The following is a 24,004-nucleotide window of genomic DNA, read 5'->3' as shown; positions in this document are numbered from 1 at the left end:
GGGTCACAATGCGGCTTTGTGCAGCGCAAATTCTTCCGGGCAGGCATTTCGAAACTTCTGTTCGGTAGCAGGTGACAGATGCAAATCTCCCGGAGGCGATACGTTTTCGCGCTTCAGGTCGATCTGCATGTCCAGACGTGTTTGCAGAAAGTCCAACACCTTGTCTTGATGTTCGTATTTGAAGATATGACGAGCGCCAGAACTGTCGTTGCGGGTACGGAAGAAATGCGCCTGGCTGCCGACATTGGCGAACTCGGGACGTGTGTCCAGCAAATAGGCTTGCACGAATGCGTCAAAACTCATGTCACGTGTCGAGCGCGGTTGACCTATCAAGTCTTCACGACTGCGAAACCGGTACCAGCTGCCCAGCCAATCCAACGGTTCGCGCACAATGGCCATAATTTCCATCTCGGTATCAAACAGTTTTCGAAACATGGTCTGGAAAAACCGGTCATACCGACGCACCGGGGCGTGTTTCAGCTCAGGTGGATGTGTCACGATGAGATCGGCCCGGTCACGCAACGCCGTGTGATAAGCCGTGCTTCCGGTCTTGGGGACTGAAAGAAAAGCAAGTCGTTCTTTATAAAAAACAAGCATTTATTGGTTCCCAAGGTTGCCATGTTACTTGTGCAGATTGTCGTAAACGACTCTTTAACACAATTGCAGAAGACTGATATCTGTAAGTTTTAGTTGAAATGTTCTCTTTTTGATCTCATAAGGAACAAGAGGCGAACAAAGCAGCGATTGCCGCCCGATTAAGGGTGTGACAAAAGGGAAGGCGACAGGACAATGGCGGATCTTCTGACAATGAGCGACAAGAAAAACGCAGACAAGCAAAAGGCGCTCGACAGTGCGCTGGCCCAGATCGAACGGCAGTTCGGCAAGGGGTCGATCATGAAGCTGGGAGAAGATGCCCGGCAGGACATCGAGGCGAGCTCGACCGGGTCGCTGGGTCTGGATATCGCGCTGGGTATCGGCGGGCTGCCGATGGGGCGTATCGTTGAGATTTACGGGCCTGAGAGCTCGGGTAAAACCACTTTGACCCTTCATTGCATTGCTGAGCAGCAAAAGCGCGGCGGAGTTTGCGCGTTCGTAGATGCGGAACACGCTCTGGACCCGCAATATGCCCGCAAGCTGGGCGTTGATCTGGATGAGCTTTTGATCTCCCAGCCTGACACCGGTGAGCAGGCGCTTGAAATCACAGATACTCTGGTACGCTCGGGCGCAGTCAATATGGTTGTTGTCGACTCGGTCGCTGCCCTGACGCCGAAATCGGAACTCGAAGGGGACATGGGCGACAGCAGCGTGGGTGTTCAGGCCCGGCTGATGAGCCAGGCAATGCGCAAACTGACAGGCTCGATCAGCCGTTCGAACTGCATGGTCATCTTCATCAACCAGATCCGGATGAAGATCGGCGTGATGTTCGGCAGCCCGGAAACCACAACCGGTGGCAATGCGCTGAAATTCTACAGCTCGGTTCGGCTGGATATCCGCCGGATTGGCGCAATCAAGGACCGGGATGAAGTGGTCGGGAACCAGACCCGCGTCAAAGTTGTGAAGAACAAGGTCGCACCGCCGTTCAAGCAGGTCGAGTTTGATATCATGTACGGCGAAGGCATCTCGAAGATGGGCGAATTGCTGGATTTGGGTGTTAAAGCTGGTGTTGTCGAAAAGTCCGGGTCCTGGTTCAGCTATGGTGATGAGCGGATCGGGCAGGGGCGTGAGAACGCCAAACAATACCTGCGGGAAAACAGCCGGGTGGCGCTGGACATCGAAGACAAGATCCGCGCGGCGCATGGGCTGGAATTCGATATGTCGCCAGGCGTTGCTGAGGATGACGATATTCTGGAGGCCTGATGTCCTGAGGTGGGTAACCCCTGACATCTGCGCAAAGACTGTATCACTTGAAACAAGGCGGCCTGATCGGGTCGCCTTGTTTCGTTCCTGAGTGCCTCTGCTGTGGACACTCACCTGACAGGGGGCTAAACCAACGGAGACCAAGATATATGTGCGCCGAGAGAGCCCTATGCCAACCCTGAACGACATCCGATCGACTTTTCTGAACTACTTTGAAAAACAAGGGCATGAGGTCGTCGCGTCCAGCCCGCTGGTGCCGCGCAATGACCCGACACTGATGTTCGTGAACTCAGGCATGGTGCAGTTCAAGAACCTGTTTACCGGTCTGGAAACCCGCGATTACAAACGCGCCACCACGGCCCAGAAATGTGTGCGTGCGGGCGGCAAGCACAACGATCTTGACAATGTTGGCTATACGGCGCGTCACCACACGTTTTTTGAGATGCTGGGAAACTTCTCATTCGGGGATTATTTCAAACATGAAGCGATCCCATTTGCCTGGGAGCTGATCACCAGGGAATTCGGTATCGACAAGACCCGCCTGTTGACCACCGTCTATCATACCGATGATGAAGCCTTTGAAATCTGGAAAAAGGTCGGCGTGCCCGAGGACCGGATCATTCGCATCGCCACCAATGACAATTTCTGGCAGATGGGTCCGACCGGACCTTGCGGCCCGTGTACCGAGATCTTCTATGATCACGGCGATCACATCTGGGGCGGCCCTCCGGGTTCACCCGAAGAAGATGGCGACCGGTTCATCGAAATCTGGAACGTCGTTTTCATGCAAAACGAGCAGTTCGAAGATGGCTCGATGGTCGAGCTTGACATGCAGTCTATCGATACCGGTATGGGGCTAGAACGGATTGGGGCGCTGTTGCAGGGCAGCCATGATAATTACGACACCGACCTGTTCAAAACCCTGATCGAGGCTTCGGCAGATGCGACTGGTGTCGACCCGTATGGCGACCAGAACGTGCATCACAGGGTGATCGCGGATCACCTGCGGTCGACCTCGTTCCTGATTGCAGACGGTGTGATGCCCAGCAATGACGGCCGGGGATATGTTCTGCGCCGGATCATGCGCCGCGCCATGCGCCATGCGCACCTGCTGGGCGCCAAGGATCCTGTCATGCATCGCCTGGTGCCTACGCTGGTGCAGCAGATGGGCGGGCATTATTCTGAACTGAAACAGGCGCAACCGCTTATCGAAGAGACGCTGCTGCTGGAAGAAACCCGGTTCAAGCAGACGCTGGACCGTGGTTTGAAGTTGCTGGATGATGAGGTTTCAGGGCTTTCCGAGGGGGCACCCCTGTCAGGTGAAGCGGCCTTTAAGCTTTACGACACGTATGGCTTCCCACTGGATCTTACGCAGGATGCGCTGCGTGAAAAGGGCCTGAGCGTCGACACGGACGGTTTTGACACCGCGATGGCTGAACAGAAGGCCAAGGCACGTGCTGCATGGGCCGGGTCAGGTGAAGCAGCGGATCAGGTTGTATGGTTTGATGTGCTGGATACCGCCGGTGCGACGGATTTTCTGGGCTACGATACCGAGAAAGCCGAAGCGCAGGTTGTCGCCCTGGTTGTTGATGGCGCACTGGTTGACAAGATCGACGCGGGCAGCAGCGGTTGGGTCGTCGTGAACCAGACCCCGTTCTACGGGGAGGCCGGCGGTCAGGTCGGCGATACTGGCGCGTTGCGTAGGCTGGAGGATCGCGATCACCTGAGCCGCGTAGAGGACACGAGGAAGTTTGCCGACGGCAAGGTCTATGCTCATAAGGTAGCAGTTCAAAGCGGAGTTGTTCGCAAAGGCGATGCGGTAGAGCTTGAGGTTGATCACGCCCGCCGTTCCGCCATTCGCGCCAATCACTCGGCCACGCACCTGCTGCATGAAGCATTGCGCGAAACACTGGGCGACCACGTAGCACAACGCGGTTCGCTGAACGCGGCGGATCGTCTGCGGTTCGACTTCAGTCATTCCAAAGCGCTGAGCCTGGAGGAAATCCAAAAAGTCGAACGCGAGGTGAACGATTTCATCCGCCAGAATTCGACTGTTGAAACCCGGGTCATGACACCCGACGACGCGCGCGCATTGGGCGCGCAGGCCCTGTTCGGCGAGAAATATGGTGACGAGGTTCGTGTCGTCTCCATGGGCAAGGCACCAACAGGCAAAGGCCATGACGGCGATACGTGGTCGATAGAACTCTGTGGCGGTACACATGTGCGCCAGACAGGAGATATCGGCACCTTTGTTGTGTTGGGTGACAGCGCCAGCAGTGCAGGTGTGCGCCGGATCGAAGCGCTGACCGGGGATGAAGCCTTCCGCTATCTTTCGGCACAGGATCAACGTCTGGCTCAGGTCGCATCAGAACTGAAGGCGCAACCGGACGACGTTGTGGCGCGCGTGAAAAGCCTTCTGGACGAACGCAAGGCTTTGCAGAACGAAGTGGCTCAGTTGCGCCGGGATCTGGCTATGGCTGGCGGGGCCGGTCAGGGCGGTGGTGCCGAGGCGCGGGACGTAAATGGTGTGAGATTCCTGGCGCAAGCCCTCAGCGGTGTTTCAGGCAAGGACCTCCCTGCGTTGATCGACGAACACAAAAGCCGCCTTGGATCGGGTGCGGTGCTGCTGATTGCGGATACGGGCGGCAAGGCGGCCGTTGCGGCTGGTGTGACGGAAGATCTGACCGGACGAATTTCGGCGGTGGATCTTGTAAAAGCGGCCGTGATCGAGTTGGGCGGAAAAGGCGGCGGCGGCCGTCCTGACATGGCCCAGGGCGGCGGCAAGGATGCGTCAAATGCAGAGGCGGCAATCAAGGCCGCACAACAGGTTTTGGGAGGATAATATGGCTGCTCTTTGGATTGCGCATGTCACGGTGACGGACACCGAGGCTTACGGCAAATACGCCGAACTGGCCGGACCGGCCATCGCCAAGCACGGGGGCGAGTTTATCGCCCGTGCTGCGCGATACGTTCAGCTGGAAGGCAAGGAACGTCCACGAAACGTGGTGGCCCGCTTCCCAACGCTGGAGGCAGCGGTTGATTGCTATAACTCGGATGACTACCAGCAGGCCCTGAATCACGCGCGCGGCGCAAGCGAGCGTGAACTGGTTGTGGTCGAAATCACGGAGTGAACTTCGGGTTTAGTATCCAAGATACTGATAATTCCGAGAAAACTGACGGTGAATAAGCAAGATTCGGCTTATGTCCTGTTCAGTTCATAAAGATCAGCCCGCGACAGCGGGCTTTTTTTGTTTAATAGTTTTATTTCAATTGCTTACCCTTCAACGCTCCCGCTCTGCCGAATGGTTCTTGGCTGAATTGTGGCCGCGCCAACAAAATTCTTACGTGAAATTGTCAGATTCTCGGACGAATTTTCGCCCCGTTTCCTTTGCAGGGTCTCAAAAGATTGCGCGAAACGCCTGGTCACAGATAGTTTCAAGAAACAGAATGTGGTGCAGTTGGACATGCAATCGTTCGAAGAACATCGGATCGGGGAACTCGCATGATTTCATTCGCGAATTTAGCCAAGAGGTGTGTTGCCGCTCTTGCATCGGCTGCGGCGCGCGCATTGGGTATCTGCACTGTGTGTATCGGCGTCATCGCCTCCGCACCTGTCGCGCAGGCATCCGACGGCGTCTTTATCCCTATCGTTGCGTCTTCACCTCCGCCCTCAGGCGCGATCAACCTATGCAACCAATATAACTGGGCTTGCACTGCAAAACGCTCGGTCACGTTGTCCAGCCACCAAGAGCTGACGGTGGTAAATCAAGTGAATCGCCGCGTAAACGCGTCGACCCGGGAAGTTACGGATCAGTCCCAGTACAAAACGCGCGAGCGATGGGCCTTGCCAACACCCAGAGGCGGTGATTGTGAAGACTTTGCATTGTTGAAGAAAAGGGATCTGATCCATGCCGGGGTTGATCCAAGTAAGCTTTTGATTGCGACCGTTCTGGACACACGCCGGACGCCTCATGCGGTTCTGGTCTACCGCTCGGCGCAGGGCGACCTGATCTTGGACAATCTCACAAACCGGATCAAGCCCTGGACAGCTACGCGCTATCTGTTCCTGCGCATGCAAGACCCGAAGCGGCCCAGTCAATGGGTTGGCGTTTACGGGCGCAGCTGATCTCAGCGGAATCTTCGACATACACAAATTCCTGCCCTTAGACGCAGATTTGATCTGCGCCCAAGAGTGTAGTCTTTGACCTGACGTTTGGACGGATTAATCCGAACGTTTTGCGTATCGACGTATTCTAGCCCCGAAGCCTTGACCAGCAAAGCTTTTGCTGTCGAATACGCTCCGCTTTCCTAGGCCCGGTTCGCTGATACTCGATTTCGTCTCTATCGGTCTTCTTCGTGCTCTTCGCCACCGGGCTCTTCGCCACCGGGCTCTTCGCCACCGGGCTCTTCGCCACCGGGCTCTTCGCCACCGGGCTCTTCGCCACCGGGCTCTTCGCCACCGGGTTCTTCGCCACCGGGCTCTTCGCCACCGGGCTCTTCGCCACCGGGCTCTTCACCACCGGGTTCTTCACCACCGGGCTCTTCGCCACCTGGTTCTTCACCACCAGGCTCTTCGCCACCGGTTGGGTTACCGTCGCCACCATTGGGGGGCGTGCCATTTTCCTGGGAAGGTCCGTCGCCGGATCTCTGGTCTGAGACACCGATCGATGCGGTCGGGAAGTCACTTAGCAGACCTGCCAGCGGGGCGCATTCTGCACCGACGCGCGCCAGGATCTGATCGAAGTCATGACGGCGTTGAATGTAGCGGATCATGCCGGATGTCACAGTATCGCATTCGCACAAAACCTGCGCGGACGCAGCGGATTGCCGTGCTGTTGCAACCGTACATGTCCCAGCGGCAAAGGTTTCACCGGCAGGTGAAAGCAGAAAAGTTGTCGCAATAAAAAACAGTGGAAACTTGCGAGCTCTATTACCCATTTTGAACTCCTTGGAACTCGATAACTAAACTACGTCCTTCTATGCACCATTCCCGTATCGGTGTTTGCGAAGGACGTCACACTTCTGACGTGTTTTGACCATAATTCGAGGGCGCGTACAATATCTTGTTGGTGTGGTTTGTGTCAGAAATCTTCAACCATGCGGAGAAAGGTGTTAGTTTTCAAATAAAAACCGGGCAGTGAGCCCGGTTTTTCTGATTTCGTCTTTTGTCGTATTGGAAGCAAATATGCCACACTAATGCCATTGTTTCCGTTTGGTCAGTTTGCAACCTGAGGGTGTTCTAGGCAGATTTGGCCATCCGCTTACGCTCGTGCGGGTCAAGAAAACGCTTTCGCAGGCGTACCGCGTTTGGTGTGACTTCCACCAGTTCATCATCGTCGATATAGGCAATTGCCTCTTCCAGTGAGAACTGAATATGCGGCGTCAGGCGGACCGCGTCGTCGGATCCACTGGCGCGCACGTTTGTCAACTTCTTGCCTTTGAGCGGGTTCACTTCCAGGTCGTTGTCACGCGAGTGTTCGCCGATCACCATACCCTGATATACGTCTGTTTGCGGACCAACAAACATACGGCCACGCTCTTCCAGGTTCCACAGCGCATAAGCCACAGCCTGACCTTTCTCCATCGAGATCAGAACGCCTGCGCGACGGCCCGGAATTTGCCCCTTATGTGGCGCCCAATCGTGGAACACACGGTTCAGTACACCGGTACCGCGCGTGTCGGTCAGAAATTCGCCGTGGTAACCAATCAGACCACGGGACGGGACATGGGCGATGATCCGCGTCTTGCCGGTACCAGCCGGGCGCATCTCGACCAGTTCACCTTTGCGGGCGCCGGTGATCTTTTCGATAACGGAACCAGAATATTCGTCATCCACATCGATGGTGACTTCTTCGATGGGCTCAAGCCGCTGCCCGTCTTCCTCACGGAACAGAACCTGCGGGCGCGAGATGCTAAGCTCAAAGCCTTCTCGGCGCATATTCTCGATCAGAACGCCCATTTGCAGCTCGCCGCGGCCCGCAACTTCGAACGCCTCGCCGCCGGGGGTGTCGGTGACACGGATGGCGACGTTCGACTCGGCTTCTTTCATCAGGCGGTCACGTATGACGCGAGATTGAACTTTTTTGCCGTCACGGCCTGCTAGTGGAGAATCATTGATACCGAAGGTCACGGTAATGGTCGGCGGATCGATGGGCTGCGCGGGCAGGGCCTCAGTGACCTGAGGGGCAACCAGCGAATCCGCTACGGTGGCTTTGCTCATGCCAGCGATGGTCACGATGTCGCCTGCTTCGGCCACATCGATGGGCTGCTGGGCCAGTCCCCGGAACGCCAGGATTTTCGTGGCGCGGAAGTTTTCGATGACCGAACCATCGCGGCTGAGCGCCTTGAGGCTGTCGCCAGCCTTCAGCGTACCGCTTTCCACACGGCCGGTCAGGATACGGCCGATGAAGGGATCGCTGCCCAGTGTCGTGGCCAGCATCCGGAAGGGTTCATTTTTGTGATCGACCTGCTTCGGAGCAGGAACATGATCGACGATCAGGTCGAAAAGCGCGCTCAAGTCCTTGCGGGGGCCGTCCAGCTCCATATCCGCCCAGCCCGAACGGCCCGAGGCGTACATTGAAGGGAAATCCAACTGGTCGTCATCCGCGCCGAGGTTGGCGAACAGGTCAAAGCATTCGTCCAGCGCGCGATCCGGTTCGGCATCCGGCTTGTCGACCTTGTTCAGAACCACGATCGGGCGTAGGCCCAGCGCCAGTGCCTTGGACGTTACAAACTTGGTCTGGGGCATTGGGCCTTCTGCGGCGTCCACCAAAAGAACAACACCGTCGACCATGCTGAGGATGCGCTCGACCTCGCCGCCGAAATCGGCGTGGCCAGGGGTGTCGACAATATTGATGCGTGTGTCTTTCCACTCAACCGAGGTGGCCTTGGCCAGGATGGTGATGCCGCGTTCACGCTCCAGGTCGTTACTGTCCATGGCGCGTTCCGCGACGGCCTGATTTTCCCGGAATGCACCGGATTGTTTAAGCAGCTCGTCCACCAGGGTCGTTTTGCCGTGGTCCACGTGAGCGATGATTGCGATGTTGCGCAGGTCCATGAGAGGTCAGCCTTTGAACGGGAAGTTGCCGCGCGCATAACGCGGCGCGGCAAAATATACCAGCCCTAACCGGCCTTCAGTGCCCGGCAGTCTTTGAAAAGAGGTGAATGATCAGGATTCCGGACAATATCAACGTCAACCCCAGGATCGCAGGCCAGTCCAGCCTTTGGCCGAACACGATGAATCCTATCACGGCGATCAGGAATATACCGAGACCGGACCAGATTGCATAAACAATACCGACTGGCATGAATTTCAGCGTTAGTGCCATGAGGTAAAACGCAAACGCGTACCCAACGACAACGATCACGGATGGCCAGAACCGCGAAAACTGCTGGCTGGCTTGCAAGGCCGTCGTGCCAATGGTTTCCGCCAGCACTGCCAGTAACAGATACAGATAGGCTTGGGGCATTTGAGTACCTCGAAAAGGGTGGGTCGAATGGCTTGGTGGCGATTTTCGTGAGTGAAATACGTCGACCGCCATGCAGTCTACAAGATTACCTTGGGTCAGGTATACCTGACTGTTTTTTCAATCGAATGAATGTAATATTCGCCCTATATTTTTTATTTTTGTTAATGAGTTTTGAGCGATGACGTTATTTGCGAAATCAATCATATTTGCTTCGGGTCTGATAGTGGCGATTGGGTGGCTTGCTGACGGGGGGTCCGTCGAAGTGAATGCAGCCAACGTGGTTCAACAGTTTGATGGTAGTAGTGTTTTTTGAACGCCGCTAGAAACCAAGCAAGAAAAAAGGAGCCTTCAGGCTCCTTTTTTTATGTTTGAGGATCGGGTGTTTCGCCATTATCGAAATGCGCAACCAGTTGCGGTTGCAACCAGTCCCACAGCTGAGGTGCTCCCGCTGCAATAGCTGGTCGGACACGTGTTACAATCTGATCGAATTTTACTTTGTATTCGACCCATGATCCGCCACCTGTTTCCAGATTTGCTATGGGTGTTTGAAACCGGTCAACAGCCTTTGCAAATCTGGCTTCCGGGGTTTCAGCCGCCTCAAACTCGCGCCATAGTTCAGTAAATGACCTGTGTTGACAGTCAGGCAGAAGGCCAAACAGTCGTTTGGCGGCGGCCTGTTCCTTGGCTTCTTGTTCCGCGTGGTCGACATGTCCGTGGATCGGGTGGTCGCCCGCGTCGATTTCGACAACATCGTGCAAAAGCAACATCTGGAGGGTTCGGTCCACTTGAACATCCGAATGCGCGTATTCCGACAATACCCAGGCGTAGAGCATGACATGCCACGAATGTTCCGCCGAGTTTTCGAACCGGTCACTGGCCATCAGGCGTGACGCGCGCAGAACGGATTTCAACTGGTCCGCTTCTGTGAGAAACGCCAATCTTTTCGTGAATGCGTCATCCTGAGGGTCCGACTTGGTCAAGAGGTTTGTGGCATGCTGATGGGCCAGTGGAAACGCATGGGCCAGGTAAGCTGCGCGCCCTCCCGCCAGGTTCGACCGCGCAATGTCCACATGATCGTGTCGCGGGTCGGTGGCGCACAGAACCTGAAACAGCGGCTGGCAGCGATCCAGAATCTTGGCGAACCGGGCATCCGGGGTCTGGTCCGCCTCGAATTCGTGCCAGAGAGAAAGAAATTCCTGTGCCTGTTCGTTGGGCAACAGGCCAAACAATTCCTGTGCTGCGGCCTGTTCAGCCTCGGCCACGGTATCCCAATCCGTGTTGAGGTGAATCGGGTGATCACCTGTCACGATCTCGACCAGATCATGCAGCAGCAACATGCGGATGACCCGGTCGACCGAGATGTCCGGCCCGGCCAGTGGTGCCATGACCATTGCCCACAATGCCAAGTGCCAGCTGTGTTCGGCGGAGTTTTCGGGCCTTGACTGGTCAAGCAGGACATTTGCCCGCTCGACCAGTTTCAGATTGTCGGCCCGTTTCAGAAATGCGACCTGCGCAACCAGGCGATCGGTCATTGCTTTTCAATCGCCTTGAGTTTCGCGCGATGCGAAGCGAGGCGCTTGATCACGAATTGTCTGGCCTTGCGTTCAGCCAGACGCACGCGGATTTCTGTCAGGAAAGCCTCTTCCAGAGATTGAGACGCCGCACCAAGCACTTCACCTACCTCCACGAAGAACCGGTCTTCGCCAGTTTCGTCCATGACCTTCATCGTATCTTCGGCCAGTTTGGCCGCGAGCGATGTGATGGTGTCGGACATTAGCGGGTGTTCTCGGTCAGCCGACGTTTCACATAGTCGCTGACATCTGTGATCAGCGTGTCCATGTGGCGTTCCTGGAAGAAATGATCCGCGCCCTCAACCTCGTTATGGGTGATCGTGATCCCTTTTTGCTCGTGCAGCTTGTTGACCAGCGCGGTGGTATCCGCTGGTGGTGCCACACGGTCAGCCGATCCGTTGATGATCAGACCCGAAGACGGGCAGGGCGCAAGGAAGGAAAAGTCATACATGTTGGCAGGCGGTGACACGCTAATGAAACCCGTGATTTCGGGGCGGCGCATCAGCAACTGCATTCCAATCCACGCCCCAAACGAAAAGCCTGCAACCCAGCAGTGTTTCGAGTTGTTGTTCATGGATTGCAGGTAATCCAGCGCAGATGCCGCATCGCTCAGCTCGCCTACGCCCTGATCGTATTCGCCCTGGCTGCGACCGACGCCGCGGAAGTTAAAGCGCAGCACGGTGAAGCCCATGTTGTAAAAGGCATAGTGCAGGTTATAGACCACCTTGTTGTTCATAGTCCCGCCGAACTGAGGATGCGGGTGAAGCACGATAGCGATCGGTGCGTCTTTTTCCTTTTGCGGGTGGTAACGGCCTTCCAGGCGGCCTTCGGGTCCGGGAAAAATCACCTCGGGCATGTGTGCTTTGGTCCTGTCATTTTCGTGCGGGTATCCGGATATACTTGACTATAATCGTCGGACACCTTAGAACGGTTCTAATTACATTGCTTGGCGCAATCGCGCTGTCAGTCGGAGATACGCACTGGCAGCGTCGGCGTCAATGATTTCGCGCAGATCCGGCTAAAAGGGGGCAGGGCATGAAGCTTTCGACCAAAGGGCGTTACGCGATGGTCGCTTTGGCGGATATTGCGCTTCAGCCAACAGACCGGCTGGTAACCCTGGGCGAAATCTCGGAACGGCAGGACATTTCTCTGCCGTATCTTGAGCAGCTTTTCGTCAAGCTGCGTCGCGCGGAACTGGTTGCTTCTGTCCGTGGGCCCGGAGGGGGGTATCGTCTTGCACGCCCCGCGTCCGAGATTCGCGTGGTCGAGGTTCTGGCCGCTGTGGATGAGACAGTTGATGCGCTGCAAAAAGGGGCCGGAGCATCCGGTGCGTCATCGGGTAGCAGGGCGCAATCCCTGACGAACCGCTTGTGGGAAAGCCTGAGCGCGCATGTTTATGTCTTCCTGCACCAGACGCGCCTGTCGGATGTGATCAGAAACGACCTTGCGCCTTGCCCGGCAGTTCCAAGCCTGTTTTCCGTCGTCGATGAATGAGCTGGGTAAGTCGAACATGCATATGAGTTCTGTGCAGGAAAAGATGTATCCATGAAACGTGTTTATCTGGATCATAACGCGACTACGCCGCTGCGACGCGAAGCGCGCGAGGCAATGATCGCGGCGATGGATGTGGTCGGGAACCCGTCATCTGTTCATGCGGAAGGACGTGCCGCAAAAGCGCTGGTCGAACGCGCGCGGGCGCAGGTCGCCGAGGCCGTCGGTTGCCGTCCGCAAGAGGTCATATTTACCTCTGGCGCGACTGAAGCGGCGCGGGTTCTGCAAAATCGCCCCGAAGGCTGCGACGTCTTTGTCGACAGCACTGCCCACGATGCGCTGTGGTCGCATTTCGATCTGACCCATTGTAGCGAGCATCCCTTTGGCCCTGGGCACATATTGGCGATGGGGCTTGCGAACTCCGAAACCGGAGTCATCACGCAGCCGCCACAGAAAGTTGAGAACCAGTGGCCCTATGGCGCGCGGCGCGCGGACTGGCTGTTGCTGGATATTACGCAGGTTGTCGGACGCATTCCATTTTCCTTCGCCTGGAGCGGCGCTGATATGGCGATCCTGTCGGCGCATAAGATTGGCGGGCCAAAAGGTGTTGGCGCTTTGATCCTGCGACAAGGTATCGATATCGAACCTTTGGCCAGCGGTGGCGGACAGGAAATGGGCCGAAGATCCGGTACTGAAAATGTGGTGGGCATTGCCGGATTTGGCGCGGCTGCCGAGGCTGCTCAGCGCGATCTGGCGGATGGAGTATGGGAAAAAGTCAGAGAACTTAGAAATATTCTAGAAAACGCTCTTGAGGCTGGTGCAATATCTACTATTTTTGTCGGGAAAGATCAGGAGCGACTCCCGAACACCCTGTGTTTCGCGACGCCCGGCTGGAAAGGCGAAACGCAGGTGATGCAGATGGATTTGTCTGGCTTTGCCATCAGTGCGGGATCCGCCTGTTCTAGCGGGAAGGTCAAAACCAGTCGGGTTCTGACGGCAATGGGATTTGATGAGACGGTGGCGTCATGCGCAATCCGCGTATCGTTGGGGCCAGAGACGACTGAAGAAGATGTGCTGCGTTTCGCCGAAACGTGGCTTGAAAAAGAGAAAAAGCATCGCGCGCGGGCTGCGTGATCTGACGGAGGGTAAGTCATGGCCGCTTTGGACCAGACCCAGGTAAAAGAAGGTGTCGATCAGGAAACCGTGGACGCGGTTCGCGAGGTCGGCACATACAAATATGGCTGGGACACCGATATCGAGATGGAATACGCGCCCAAAGGCGTGAACCCGGATATCGTCCGTCTGATCTCGGGGAAAAACGATGAGCCCGAGTGGATGACCGAATGGCGTCTGGCCGCGTTCGAGCGTTGGACCAAAATGGAAGAACCCAAATGGGCGATGGTTCACTATCCGCCAATCGATTTTCAAAACCAGTATTACTATGCCCGCCCCAAATCGATGGAAGAGAAACCCAAATCTTTGGATGAGGTTGATCCAAAGCTGCTCGCCACTTACGAGAAGCTTGGTATCCCTCTGAAAGAACAGATGATTCTGGCTGGTGTTGAAGGGGCTGAGGATGCACCTGCCGAAGGCCGCAAGGTGGCAGTCGATGCAGTGTTTGACTCGGTTTCCGTGGGCACGACTTTTCAGGCCGAACTGAAAAAGGCAGGCGTGATCTTCTGCTCGATCTCTGAGGCGATCAAAGAGCATCCCGAATTGGTCAAGAAGTACCTGGGAACCGTGGTTCCGGTTTCAGACAACTTCTACGCGACACTGAACTCGGCCGTATTCTCGGATGGCTCATTCGTCTACATCCCGCCGGGGGTTCGCTGCCCGATGGAGCTGAGCACCTATTTCCGGATCAACGCCGAAAATACCGGTCAGTTCGAACGCACTCTGATCATTGCTGATAAGGGCTCGTACGTCTCATATCTGGAAGGCTGTACTGCACCCCAGCGCGACACGGCGCAACTGCATGCCGCTGTGGTCGAGATCATCGTCGAAGAAGATGCCGAGGTGAAATACTCGACCGTTCAGAACTGGTTTCCGGGGGATGAAAACGGCAAGGGCGGTATCTATAACTTCGTGACTAAACGCGCCGACTGCCGGGGTGATCGGTCCAAGGTGATGTGGACACAGGTGGAAACCGGATCGGCCGTTACATGGAAATACCCGTCCTGCATCCTGCGCGGCAATGAAAGCCAGGGTGAGTTCTATTCGATCGCGATAGCCAACAATTATCAGCAGGCCGACACCGGCACCAAGATGATTCATCTGGGCAGGAATACCAAGTCGCGCATCGTGTCCAAGGGCATCAGCGCGGGCAAGGCCCAGAACACCTATCGTGGGCTAGTGTCGATGCACCCGAAAGCCAAGGACAGCCGGAACTACACGCAGTGTGACAGTCTGCTGATCGGCGACAAATGCGGCGCACATACGGTTCCCTATATCGAGGTCAAGAACAACTCGAGCCGCGTTGAGCACGAGGCGACGACGTCAAAAGTGGATGACGATCAGCTGTTCTACTGCCGTCAGCGCGGCATGGACGAAGAAGAAGCCGTAGCGCTGGTGGTCAACGGGTTCTGCAAAGATGTGCTTCAGGCGCTTCCAATGGAGTTTGCGATGGAAGCACAGCAGTTGGTGGCCATCTCACTTGAAGGTTCGGTTGGGTAATGACGCGGTCACCCGGAACCCGCATCCGTAAGGATGATGTGCTGACCTGGCTTGGGTACGCATTGCCGGTTCTGGGCGGTCTGCTTGGCGTGGCCTACGTCAACACCCATTACATGGAATTCATCAACCCGGTTTGGGCAGTAGGTGGCGGGGCAATCCTGGGTTGGATCCTCGCCAGACTGATCCGCAGATTGCTGGGCTAGAACAATGCGGGGCCACGGCGCCCCTTGCGATACGCAAAAGGACAAAAAATGCTGGAAATCAAAAACCTGCACGTACAGCTTGAAGAAGAAGACAAACAGATTCTCAAAGGTGTGAACCTGACGGTCGAGGCTGGCAAGGTACACGCGATCATGGGGCCGAACGGGTCGGGCAAATCGACCCTCAGCTATGTTCTGTCGGGGCGCGACGGGTACGAAGTGACCGAAGGTTCGGCCACTCTGGACGGTCAGGACCTGCTGGAGATGGAACCGGAAGAACGCGCAGCAGCAGGTGTTTTCCTGGCCTTCCAATACCCGGTTGAAATACCCGGCGTTGGCAACATGACGTTCTTGCGCACCGCAGTAAACGCGCAGCGCAAGGCCCGTGGAGAAGAGGAACTGTCTGCCGCAGACTTCCTGAAAGAGGTGCGTGCCAAGGCCAAGACGCTAAAGATCGACGCGGATATGCTTAAGCGCCCGGTCAATGTTGGTTTTTCGGGCGGTGAGAAAAAGCGTAACGAAATCCTGCAGATGGCTATGCTTGAACCGAAGATGTGCATCATGGACGAAACCGACTCGGGCCTTGATGTGGATGCGATGAAGCTGGTCGCCGAAGGTGTGAATGCCCTGCGGGACGAAGGCCGTGGGTTCCTGGTCATCACCCATTACCAGCGCCTGCTGGATCACATCAAACCTGACGTCGTGCACATCATGGCCGATGGCCGCATTGTCAAAACCGGAGGCCCGGATCTGGCGCTTGAGGTTGAAAACAACGGTTATGCCGACATTCTGGCCGAGGTGAACTGATGGCTTTGCCGCAAGCGAAACAATCCGCAACCGAGGCGCGTCTGGCTACGTTGATCATGCCCGATGCGGGCTGCACCCGTGGTGCACGCGAAGACGCTTTGGCGCGTGTTCTGGAATCCGGCCTGCCGGGGCGCCGGGATGAGTATTGGAAATACACTCAACCCGATAGTCTGATTTCTGCCGAGGCTTTGCCTGCGGCGGTGTTTATCAATGATGAACCGGTGCTTTTCAACGACCTTGACCGTTTGAAAATTGTTTTTGTCGACGGGGTCTTCAGCGCCGAGGAATCCGATGACCTGTCGCTGGACGGTGTCAAGATCGACCGGATTGAAGACATCTGCTGCAAAGACATTCATTGGGCAAAAGACCTGTATGGCGTTCTGGAAGCGCGCGGCCAGTCCCCGGTTCAACGCCCGTTGGCTGCATTGAACACGGCTTTTGCGTCGGACGGCGTTGCCATTCACGTTACGGGCAAACCCTCCAAACCGATCAACCTGATCTATCGTCATGCCTCGCCGACATCCGACGCGATCCTGCATCACGTTATTCGCGTGGAAAGCGGGGCCGAGGTGACTATTCTTGAATCCGGCCCGGCGGCGTCGCGTTTCAACAAATGTACAGAGATTGAAATTGCCGACAAGGGGACGCTGCATCATGTGCGGGCGCAGGGCAGGGACCACGAACGTCGCGCCGCGACCCATATGTTCACGCGTTTGGGGGCAGAATCGGTCTACAAGTCCTTCACCTTGACTGCGAATGGGGTGCTGACCCGTAACGAACAGGTTGTTGAACTGACCGGCGACAATGCGGTGGCGCATGTGGCCGGGGCCTGTGTTGGGGATGGTGATTTCCACCATGATGACACGGTGTTCATCACCCATGACGCGGTGAATTGCGAAAGCCGTCAGGTCTTTAAGAAAGTGCTTCGCAACGGTGCGACCGGAGTGTTTCAGGGCAAGATCCTTGTAAAGCAAGGGGCCCAGAAAACCGATGGTTACCAAATCAGTCAATCGCTGCTTTTAGATGATGACAGCCAGTTCCTCGCTAAACCGGAACTTGAGATCTACGCCGATGACGTGGCATGTTCCCACGGCTCAACCTCGGGGGCGATTGACGAAACAGCGCTGTTCTATCTTCGGTCACGGGGTGTACCGGTCAAGGACGCGACCAACATGTTGACGCTGGCGTTCCTGGCCGAAGCGGTGGACGAAATCGAAAACAGTGCTTTGGCAGATGAAATCGTAAGCCGTCTGGAAGGGTGGCTGGCGCGCCGAAGCTGATGGCCCTGTCGTCGGATATCCTAGCAACGTACAAGGGGCCGGGGCGGGTGGTGCGCAGGCTTCTGGATATGGGTCAACGAGAAGACCGGGCGCTGATCTTTGTTATGGCGTTTTGTGTGGTGGCATTCATCGCCCAGATGCCTGGCCTTGCGCGCAAAGCGCATCTGGAAGGCGTTGAGCTGAACATGCTTTTGGGTGGTGCTCTGCTCGGATCCGTGTTCATTCTGCCCTTGGTCTTTTACACGCTGGCACTGGTGTCTCATTGGGCGGCGCGCTTGTTTGGCGGTCAGGGAAGCGCATATGGCGCGCGCCTGGCGCTGTTCTGGGCGCTGTTGTCGTCTGCACCGCTGGTTCTGCTGAACGGCCTTGTCGCCGGGTTCATCGGGCCAGGGCCTACATTGACGTTTGTAGGTCTTGTTTGGGTTGCTGTTTTTGTCTGGTTCTGGGTATCCGGTCTCAGACAAGTGCAAAGGTCCGTCGCATGAATTCGAGTTTTCTGGGAAATATGGCTGTCATGACGATCAGGAACCCGGCCGAAGCGGCGCGACGGCTGATGGCGCTCAAGCTGGGGCGAGAAGTGCTTTGGCTGGCATTTGCACTGGCGGTCGTTTTGAACTGCGTTGTCCAATTGGGAATAGGTTTGTCGATAACAATGGCGGCAGGTCAACCCTCTCCCGTGCTCGAAAGCATTCCCATGGTTTTGGTGCGCTCGGCCGGGGCCATGATGCTGAGCATCGTCGCATTCCTGCTGGTCGGGCGAATGCTTGGAGGTCTGGCGAAGTTCGATGATCTGATGGTTTTGACGATCTGGCTGCAATTCCTGCAAATAGCCGCCTTGGTCGTGACGCTGATCTTGAGCCTGACCCTACCGTTCCTGATGATGATGTCATTGTTGGCAACAGCAATCCTGAGCCTTTACGTCACGCTTCATTTTCTGAACGAAGCGCATCAACTCGGGTCGCTCTGGAAATCCTTTGCGGTAATTGTGTTGTCAGCCCTTGTCGCCATCCCCTTCGTTCTGATTCTAAGCCCAACCGGGCCCGTCTAGGAATACCTCTCTTATGTATGATGTGCAGAAAATCCGCTCTGACTTTCCGATCTTGTCGCGTCAGGTGAATGGCAAGCCTTTGACGTATCTCGACAATGGTGCTTCGGCTCAGAAACCTCAGGTGGTCATTGACGCGGTGACGCGGGCCTATGCCGAGGAGTATTCAAATGTCCATCGTGGCCTGCATTTCCTGTCCAATCTTGCGACAGAGAAATACGAGGCCGTTCGTGGCACGATCGCGCGGTTTCTGGGGGCATCGAACGAGAATGAGATCGTCCTGAACTCTGGTACCACCGAAGGGATCAATCTGGTCGCCTATGGCTGGGCTATGCCGCGACTTGAAACGGGCGATGAGATTGTTCTGAGTGTGATGGAGCACCATGCAAACATCGTACCCTGGCATTTCCTGCGCGAACGACAGGGCGTCGTGCTGAAATGGGTCGACGTCGACGCAGAGGGCGGGCTTGACCCGCAGGCGGTAATCGATGCAATCGGACCGAAAACCAAACTGGTTGCGGTGACACACTGCTCGAACGTGCTGGGTACAGTTGTAGATGTGAAAGCCATAACTGATGGTGCCCACGCCAAGGGCGTCCCGGTTCTGGTTGATGGCAGTCAGGGTGCCGTTCACATGCCGGTAAATGTCGAAGAAATCGGGTGCGATTTCTACGCGATCACAGGCCACAAGCTTTATGGGCCGTCAGGGTCTGGTGCGATTTACATCAAATCCAAACGCATGGCCGAAATGCGCCCCTTTATCGGTGGTGGCGACATGATCAAAGAGGTCAGCAAGGATCAGGTCATCTATAATGACCCGCCAATGAAGTTCGAGGCCGGCACGCCGGGGATCGTACAGACCATCGGTCTTGGCGTGGCGCTGGAGTATATGATGGACCTGGGGATGGAAAACATCGCTACCCATGAATCCAGCTTGCGCGATTACGCGATGCAACGTCTGACTGGGCTGAACTGGTTGCAGGTTCAAGGCACTCGCCCGGACAAGGCCGCGATTTTCAGCTTTACGCTGGACGGTGCTGGCCATGCACACGACGTTTCTACCATTCTCGACAAGAAAGGTGTAGCGGTTCGCGCCGGTCACCACTGTGCTGGGCCGCTGATGGACCATCTGGGGGTGACTGCAACATGCCGCGCCAGCTTTGGTCTCTATAACACTACCGATGAAGTTGATACACTGATCGAAGCGCTTGAATTGGCGCATGATCTGTTTGCCTGATTTTGGTCTTGATAAGGGTGCGGCAATCGCGATTTGCAGTTGCACCCGGATTGGAACAAGGTTAGCTAACGGCCAAGGCACCTGTAGCTCAGCTGGATAGAGCGCTGCCCTCCGAAGGCAGAGGCCAGAGGTTCGAATCCTCTCAGGTGCGCCACCCTGTATTCAACGTCGGATTGAATTCGGAAGCCCTGAACAGTGGGCTTGTCATTTGGCTTGCTTAGCGCATTGATTGTGCAGTCATTGCAACGGCTCGCAAGCTAATAATCATAGCTGAGTTGCAGTGCTTGAGGGAGAGATATTCTGTCAGGTGCCGAGAATAGCAAATTAGCAGACTTGGCGGCTCTGCCGCCAATCGCTACGACTACGAGAAAACCGACCGGAAGATACAGTCAGTATAAGTTCTGAACAGACCAAAAGCGTCCGGGTGTTACCCGCGCCAGGTGCGAACCACGCCACAATCCATGTGTACGAAGTTCGATCCATAATACTGACCAACTCCGCCTGCGCGGCACGACATCGCTGCCTTGGCCATCTGTGAAACCGAGCGGGAGGCAAGGCGCAGATCAGCTGCTTGCCCTTCCATGTGAAGCGAATTGCGCGCCACACGGCGCGACCGGGAGCGCAGCATTGCGTTGGTCTGAGGAGAGCGATAGCCGGACAACAGCATATAGGGTTCGTTGACATCCAGCAGGTTGTGTGATGCCGCCATGATATCAATCGTGCGTAAATCGATGGATTTTACCTGATCTGTGCGCCAATCACGCATGAAGTTGTTCACTTCTTTGACAGCGTCCTTGATATACTTACCATCGACCCAATAAATCATATCCAACCGTTCGCCTGTGCGACCGGAATACATACGGATGCGACGGATGTCACCGCCACCGCGTAAAAAGCCTGCTGCGTTGGAGTAGGTGGGTGCTGCTACGACTGCCGTTGCTGCAAACGCTCCCAATAGGGCACGCCGGGTCAAGCCCGAGGAACTGCTCTCTGTCATTTTGGTTTCGTCCCGTACTGTTCCTGCCTGCACACGATGTTACGTGCACTGTCTTAATTATTCCCATCCCAGATGCGGGATTTATGGCACAATCGGAATCGACGGCCAAGAAGTGTTTCATTTTCACCTTTTCAAGGGGGAATTTTCGGCAGTTTTTTGCGCATTTGCCACAGAGCATCACAAATATTTCGCAGTTGTGGGCTTTGGGCCGCGCAGCCGATGCAAACGCGCATCAGGCCCACGAAGAAGCGATTTGGTAAGGATATCGTGAGTGGACAAGCGTTCTGGCACGACTGCATAGTTGTTCGACGTATAAATCACCAGTTCAACCTATTGAATTCCAAGGCCATCCTATGTTTTCTGTTCTCCGCACCAGTACCAGCATCCTGTTTGCCGCGTGTTTCGTGGCTACCGCGTCCGTCGCCAATGTGTCGTCCGAAGCTGCGCCAGGAACTGCGTTTCAGATGGCGATGGCTGAACATACTCAGCAGGCGCCGCAACTGGTTGAGTTCTACCGGGCAAACGGATTTTCGCCGCTTTGGGTCGGCGATACGCCTGAACACACTCTACGCAGGGCGGCGCTGATAAATGCGCTTACGAATGCGCATCTGCACGGCCTTCCACAGGCCGAGCCGACTGTTGCCGCCGTGATGGAGAAGATGGAAAAGGCCCGTTCGGTGCGCGATCTCGGTGCGGTTGAAGCAGAACTTAGCCGTATCTTTGTCGAATATGCCGACGCGCTTTATGCGGGCGCAATCCGGCCCGGCAGTGTGGATGATGGGCTGGTTCGGTCCGTAGAACGACGCAGCACTGTTGAGCATTTGCAGGGAATAAGCACTCTGGGCGCGGCCTACTTTACTGTCTTGGCGCCGCAATCACATCAATACCGCGCATTGATGAAGCAGAAGTTGTCCTTGGAAAAGCTGGTGTTTCAAGGGGGATGGGGGCCAACAGTTCCCGAAAGCAAACTGGAATACGGCGACACGGGACCGAATGTTGTCAAGCTGCGCGACCGTCTGGTGGTGATGGGTTACATGAAACCGTCCGCCAGCCCGTCTTTCGACAGCGCGTTGCTTGAAGGCGTTCGTGCCTTTCAATCCGCGCATGGGCTTGAAACCGATGGTGTGGCGGGCAAGGGGACGATTGCCGAAATTAACCGTCCAGCCACAGACCGGTTAAAAGCCGTTTACGTTGCGTTGGAACGCGAACGCTGGCTGCCTCGGGAACGCGGCACGCGTCATATCCTTGTGAACCAAGCCGATTTCACGGCCAAGATCGTGGACGACGGGCAAGTCACTTTTGAAACCCGCGCAGTCATCGGTAAAAATGTGCATGATCGCAGAAGTCCGGAATTTTCGGATGAGATGGAGCATATGGTGATCAACCCAAGCTGGCATGTTCCCCGCTCGATTGTGACCAAGGAATACCTACCGAAACTGCAATCAAACCCGAATTCCGTGGGCCATATTCTGATTACTGACAGAAGCGGCAGGCAGGTCGATCGGGGTGCGGTTGACTTTACTCAGTTCACGACCAGAAATTTTCCCTTCGCAATGCGTCAACCGCCCAGCCAAAGCAATGCGCTGGGTCTGGTGAAGTTCATGTTTCCCAATAAGCACAACATCTATCTGCATGATACTCCACAGAAAAACCTGTTCTCGCGTGAGGTTCGGGCCTTTTCACATGGGTGTATCCGCTTGGCCCAGCCTTTTGAATTTGCTTACGCTTTGCTGGCCAAACAAGAGGAAGATCCAAAGGCATTCTTCCATCGCGTTCTGAACACCGGAAAAGAGACCAAAGTCAATTTGGAACAGAAAGTTCCGGTGCATCTGATTTACCGCACGGCCTATATCGGGCCCAAAGGCGAAGTGCAGTATCGCCGCGATGTCTATGGGCGGGACGGCAAGATTTGGGATGCCCTACAAAAGGCAGGGGTGGCCCTGCCGGACGTTCAGGGGTAAGCACAGGGCAAATCCTGCCAAAAGGAAGCCCGCCATGCAGTTTACCGTACAACAGATTGCCGAGTCTCTGGGTGCCGAATGTCAGGGCGATGGCGGCCTGACGATTGTGCGCGCCGCCGAACCGGGCGATGCAGGCCCGACAGATTTGGCGATGGCTATGTCTCCGAAATACGCCGAGGCACTTACCAACGGAGCCGCTCGTGCGGCCGTCCTTTGGGAGGGCGCCGACTGGCAGGCGATGGGATTGCGTGCGGCGATTTTTGTAAAACGTCCCCGTATGGCGATGGCTGGCATCACTTCCATGCTGGACCGTGGGCAAGGAGTTGAGCCGGGGATTCACCCCTCGGCCGTGATAGACCCGACCGCTGAAATTGGTCTGGATGTGGCGATTGGTCCGTTGGTTGTTGTGGGCGCGCGCGCCCGGATCGGCGCAGGCTCTGTCATAGGGGCACATTGCGCGGTGGGAATGGATGCCATATTGGGCGACCAGGCGGTGTTGCGCGAAATGGTCAGCATTGGCGCACGGGCGCAGATCGGAGATCGTTTTATCGCGCAACCCGGTGCCCGGATCGGAGGGGACGGGTTCAGTTTTGTTACCCCCGAAGTCTCGGGCGTCGAAAATGTACGCAAGACAATGGGCGATCAGGGTGAGGCCAAAGCTCAGAGCTGGCTGCGCATTCACTCGCTGGGTGCTGTGGAAATCGGTGACGATGTCGAAATTGGCGCGAATTGCACAATCGACAATGGCACGATCCGAAATACGTATATTGGCCACGGTTCCAAGTTGGATAACCTGGTCCATGTCGGGCACAACACCCGAGTCGGTCAGGACTGCCTGTTGTGCGGTCAGACTGGTGTGTCGGGTTCGGTTGAGATCGGAAACAACGTGGTTCTGGGCGGTCAGACCGGCGTTGTCGACAACATTTTCATCGGGGATGGGGTTATTGCCGGTGGCGGCACTAAGATACTGTCCAACGTACCCGCTGGTCGCGTGATCATGGGGTATCCCGGAGTCAAAATGGAAACGCATACGGACATCTACAAGGCACAACGGCGTTTGCCCCGTATGGCACGCGACGTCGAGGCATTGAAAAAGGCTGTTTTCAAACAGACCCCGAGCGATTAAATCAACCTCAAACTGATAATCAGGGGATCGACATGAGCATCAGCGACCGCGTCATCGCGATCATTGCAGAGCAGGCCGTTCTGGAGCCATCGGATGTAACGCCCGAAAGCACGCTGGAAGATCTGGGTATCGACAGCCTCGGGCTGGTCGAAAGCATATTTGCCATCGAGGAAGAGTTCGACATTTCGATTCCTTTCAATGCCAACGAGCCCGAGGCCAATGACTTCGATATCTCCAATGTGGCCGCGATCATCTCTGGGATCGAAAAGCTTGTGTCGGAAAAGGTCTGA

At 55.9% G+C, this 24,004-nt stretch carries 24 protein-coding genes and 1 tRNA gene; 17 read left to right on the top strand and 8 right to left on the bottom strand.

The features are described 5' to 3' along the window. Positions 1–3: 3 nt before the first annotated feature. Positions 4–597 carry a sulfotransferase family 2 domain-containing protein gene (locus ACR0BZ_RS04640; protein ID WP_480919575.1) on the bottom strand — a complete coding sequence of 198 codons (594 nt, stop codon included), beginning with the start codon at positions 595–597 and terminating at the stop codon, positions 4–6. A gap of 192 nt (positions 598–789) precedes the next feature. On the opposite strand from ACR0BZ_RS04640, the gene recA reads away from it, so the two are divergent. From recA to ACR0BZ_RS04620, 4 genes are all read left to right on the top strand, one after another. Then, a complete protein-coding gene (gene recA, locus ACR0BZ_RS04635; RefSeq protein ID WP_267366220.1) occupies positions 790–1,857 on the top strand; it encodes a recombinase RecA in 1,068 nt (355 codons plus the stop codon). A gap of 169 nt (positions 1,858–2,026) precedes the next feature. After that, positions 2,027–4,699, top strand: a complete 2,673-nt coding sequence (gene alaS, locus ACR0BZ_RS04630) for an alanine--tRNA ligase (RefSeq protein ID WP_480919574.1) — start codon at positions 2,027–2,029, stop codon at positions 4,697–4,699. Between the two features lies 1 nt (position 4,700). Beyond that, positions 4,701–4,988 carry a DUF1330 domain-containing protein gene (locus tag ACR0BZ_RS04625; RefSeq protein WP_480485606.1) on the top strand — a complete coding sequence of 96 codons (288 nt, stop codon included), beginning with the start codon at positions 4,701–4,703 and terminating at the stop codon, positions 4,986–4,988. Positions 4,989–5,359: 371 nt separating this feature from the next. Continuing rightward, positions 5,360–5,983 carry a transglutaminase-like cysteine peptidase gene (locus ACR0BZ_RS04620; protein WP_480480872.1) on the top strand — a complete coding sequence of 208 codons (624 nt, stop codon included), beginning with the start codon at positions 5,360–5,362 and terminating at the stop codon, positions 5,981–5,983. 215 nt (positions 5,984–6,198) lie between these two features. Here ACR0BZ_RS04620 and ACR0BZ_RS04615 read toward each other — a convergent pair whose 3' ends face one another. From ACR0BZ_RS04615 to ACR0BZ_RS04590, 6 genes are all read right to left on the bottom strand, one after another. Continuing rightward, positions 6,199–6,795, bottom strand: a complete 597-nt coding sequence (locus ACR0BZ_RS04615; protein WP_480919573.1) for a hypothetical protein — start codon at positions 6,793–6,795, stop codon at positions 6,199–6,201. 301 nt (positions 6,796–7,096) lie between these two features. Continuing rightward, positions 7,097–8,914, bottom strand: a complete 1,818-nt coding sequence (typA, locus tag ACR0BZ_RS04610) for a translational GTPase TypA (RefSeq protein ID WP_267366184.1) — start codon at positions 8,912–8,914, stop codon at positions 7,097–7,099. A gap of 76 nt (positions 8,915–8,990) precedes the next feature. Next, positions 8,991–9,326 (bottom strand): SMR family transporter, encoded by a 336-nt coding sequence (locus tag ACR0BZ_RS04605; RefSeq protein ID WP_267366185.1) that lies wholly within the window; start codon positions 9,324–9,326, stop codon positions 8,991–8,993. Positions 9,327–9,688: 362 nt separating this feature from the next. Next, on the bottom strand, positions 9,689–10,858 hold the full coding sequence (locus ACR0BZ_RS04600) for an HD domain-containing protein (protein ID WP_480919572.1): 1,170 nt from the start codon (positions 10,856–10,858) through the stop codon (positions 9,689–9,691). After that, entirely contained in the window at positions 10,855–11,100 is a 246-nt protein-coding gene (locus tag ACR0BZ_RS04595) for a hypothetical protein (protein ID WP_267366187.1), read from the bottom strand. Before ACR0BZ_RS04595 ends, ACR0BZ_RS04600 begins: the two co-directional genes overlap by 4 nt. Then, positions 11,100–11,753, bottom strand: coding sequence for an alpha/beta hydrolase (locus tag ACR0BZ_RS04590; RefSeq protein WP_209503893.1), 654 nt, complete (start codon positions 11,751–11,753; stop codon positions 11,100–11,102). Before ACR0BZ_RS04590 ends, ACR0BZ_RS04595 begins: the two co-directional genes overlap by 1 nt. Positions 11,754–11,932: 179 nt before the next feature. Between ACR0BZ_RS04590 and iscR the strand changes: the two genes are divergently transcribed. The 10 genes from iscR to ACR0BZ_RS04540 all read left to right on the top strand — a co-directional run bounded on the left by iscR (position 11,933) and on the right by ACR0BZ_RS04540 (position 19,784). Next, entirely contained in the window at positions 11,933–12,391 is a 459-nt protein-coding gene (gene iscR, locus ACR0BZ_RS04585) for a Fe-S cluster assembly transcriptional regulator IscR (protein ID WP_209596301.1), read from the top strand. Between the two features lie 51 nt (positions 12,392–12,442). Further along, the gene (locus ACR0BZ_RS04580; RefSeq protein WP_480480881.1) at positions 12,443–13,522 is read left to right on the top strand and encodes a cysteine desulfurase family protein; all 1,080 of its coding nucleotides are present in this window, start codon (positions 12,443–12,445) and stop codon (positions 13,520–13,522) included. A gap of 18 nt (positions 13,523–13,540) precedes the next feature. Next, on the top strand, positions 13,541–15,061 hold the full coding sequence (sufB, locus tag ACR0BZ_RS04575; protein WP_267365773.1) for a Fe-S cluster assembly protein SufB: 1,521 nt from the start codon (positions 13,541–13,543) through the stop codon (positions 15,059–15,061). Beyond that, positions 15,061–15,264, top strand: coding sequence for a hypothetical protein (locus ACR0BZ_RS04570; protein WP_267365771.1), 204 nt, complete (start codon positions 15,061–15,063; stop codon positions 15,262–15,264). The genes sufB and ACR0BZ_RS04570 overlap by 1 nt, the downstream gene beginning before the upstream one ends. Positions 15,265–15,312: 48 nt before the next feature. After that, on the top strand, positions 15,313–16,068 hold the full coding sequence (sufC, locus tag ACR0BZ_RS04565; RefSeq protein ID WP_480505147.1) for a Fe-S cluster assembly ATPase SufC: 756 nt from the start codon (positions 15,313–15,315) through the stop codon (positions 16,066–16,068). Continuing rightward, positions 16,068–17,348: a Fe-S cluster assembly protein SufD gene (sufD, locus tag ACR0BZ_RS04560; protein WP_480919571.1), complete on the top strand. Its 1,281-nt coding sequence runs from the start codon at positions 16,068–16,070 to the stop codon at positions 17,346–17,348. Before sufC ends, sufD begins: the two co-directional genes overlap by 1 nt. Beyond that, complete coding sequence (locus ACR0BZ_RS04555; protein WP_480919570.1) at positions 17,348–17,833, top strand: YIP1 family protein; 486 nt, start codon at positions 17,348–17,350, stop codon at positions 17,831–17,833. The genes sufD and ACR0BZ_RS04555 overlap by 1 nt, the downstream gene beginning before the upstream one ends. Positions 17,834–17,862: 29 nt before the next feature. Further along, the gene (locus tag ACR0BZ_RS04550; RefSeq protein WP_480919569.1) at positions 17,863–18,396 is read left to right on the top strand and encodes a YIP1 family protein; all 534 of its coding nucleotides are present in this window, start codon (positions 17,863–17,865) and stop codon (positions 18,394–18,396) included. Between the two features lie 13 nt (positions 18,397–18,409). Continuing rightward, a complete protein-coding gene (locus tag ACR0BZ_RS04545) occupies positions 18,410–19,630 on the top strand; it encodes a cysteine desulfurase (protein WP_480919568.1) in 1,221 nt (406 codons plus the stop codon). 77 nt (positions 19,631–19,707) lie between these two features. Further along, a tRNA-Arg gene (locus tag ACR0BZ_RS04540) sits at positions 19,708–19,784 on the top strand. 273 nt (positions 19,785–20,057) lie between these two features. Here the strand turns inward: ACR0BZ_RS04540 and mepK are convergent. Further along, a complete protein-coding gene (mepK, locus tag ACR0BZ_RS04535) occupies positions 20,058–20,627 on the bottom strand; it encodes a peptidoglycan L,D-endopeptidase MepK (protein ID WP_480472813.1) in 570 nt (189 codons plus the stop codon). A gap of 353 nt (positions 20,628–20,980) precedes the next feature. Here mepK and ACR0BZ_RS04530 point away from each other — a divergent pair, with 353 nt between their 5' ends. The 3 genes from ACR0BZ_RS04530 to ACR0BZ_RS04520 are packed head-to-tail and all read left to right on the top strand — an operon-like array spanning position 20,981 to position 24,004. After that, positions 20,981–22,588 (top strand): L,D-transpeptidase family protein, encoded by a 1,608-nt coding sequence (locus ACR0BZ_RS04530; protein ID WP_480919567.1) that lies wholly within the window; start codon positions 20,981–20,983, stop codon positions 22,586–22,588. Positions 22,589–22,622: 34 nt separating this feature from the next. After that, on the top strand, positions 22,623–23,714 hold the full coding sequence (locus tag ACR0BZ_RS04525) for a UDP-3-O-(3-hydroxymyristoyl)glucosamine N-acyltransferase (protein ID WP_480584270.1): 1,092 nt from the start codon (positions 22,623–22,625) through the stop codon (positions 23,712–23,714). A gap of 32 nt (positions 23,715–23,746) precedes the next feature. After that, the gene (locus ACR0BZ_RS04520) at positions 23,747–24,004 is read left to right on the top strand and encodes an acyl carrier protein (protein ID WP_171723262.1); all 258 of its coding nucleotides are present in this window, start codon (positions 23,747–23,749) and stop codon (positions 24,002–24,004) included.

The organism is Ruegeria sp. P8, from assembly GCF_056534665.1.
The sequence above is the reverse complement of the archived record's forward strand: the minus strand, read 5'-3'. Positions and strand labels throughout refer to the sequence as shown.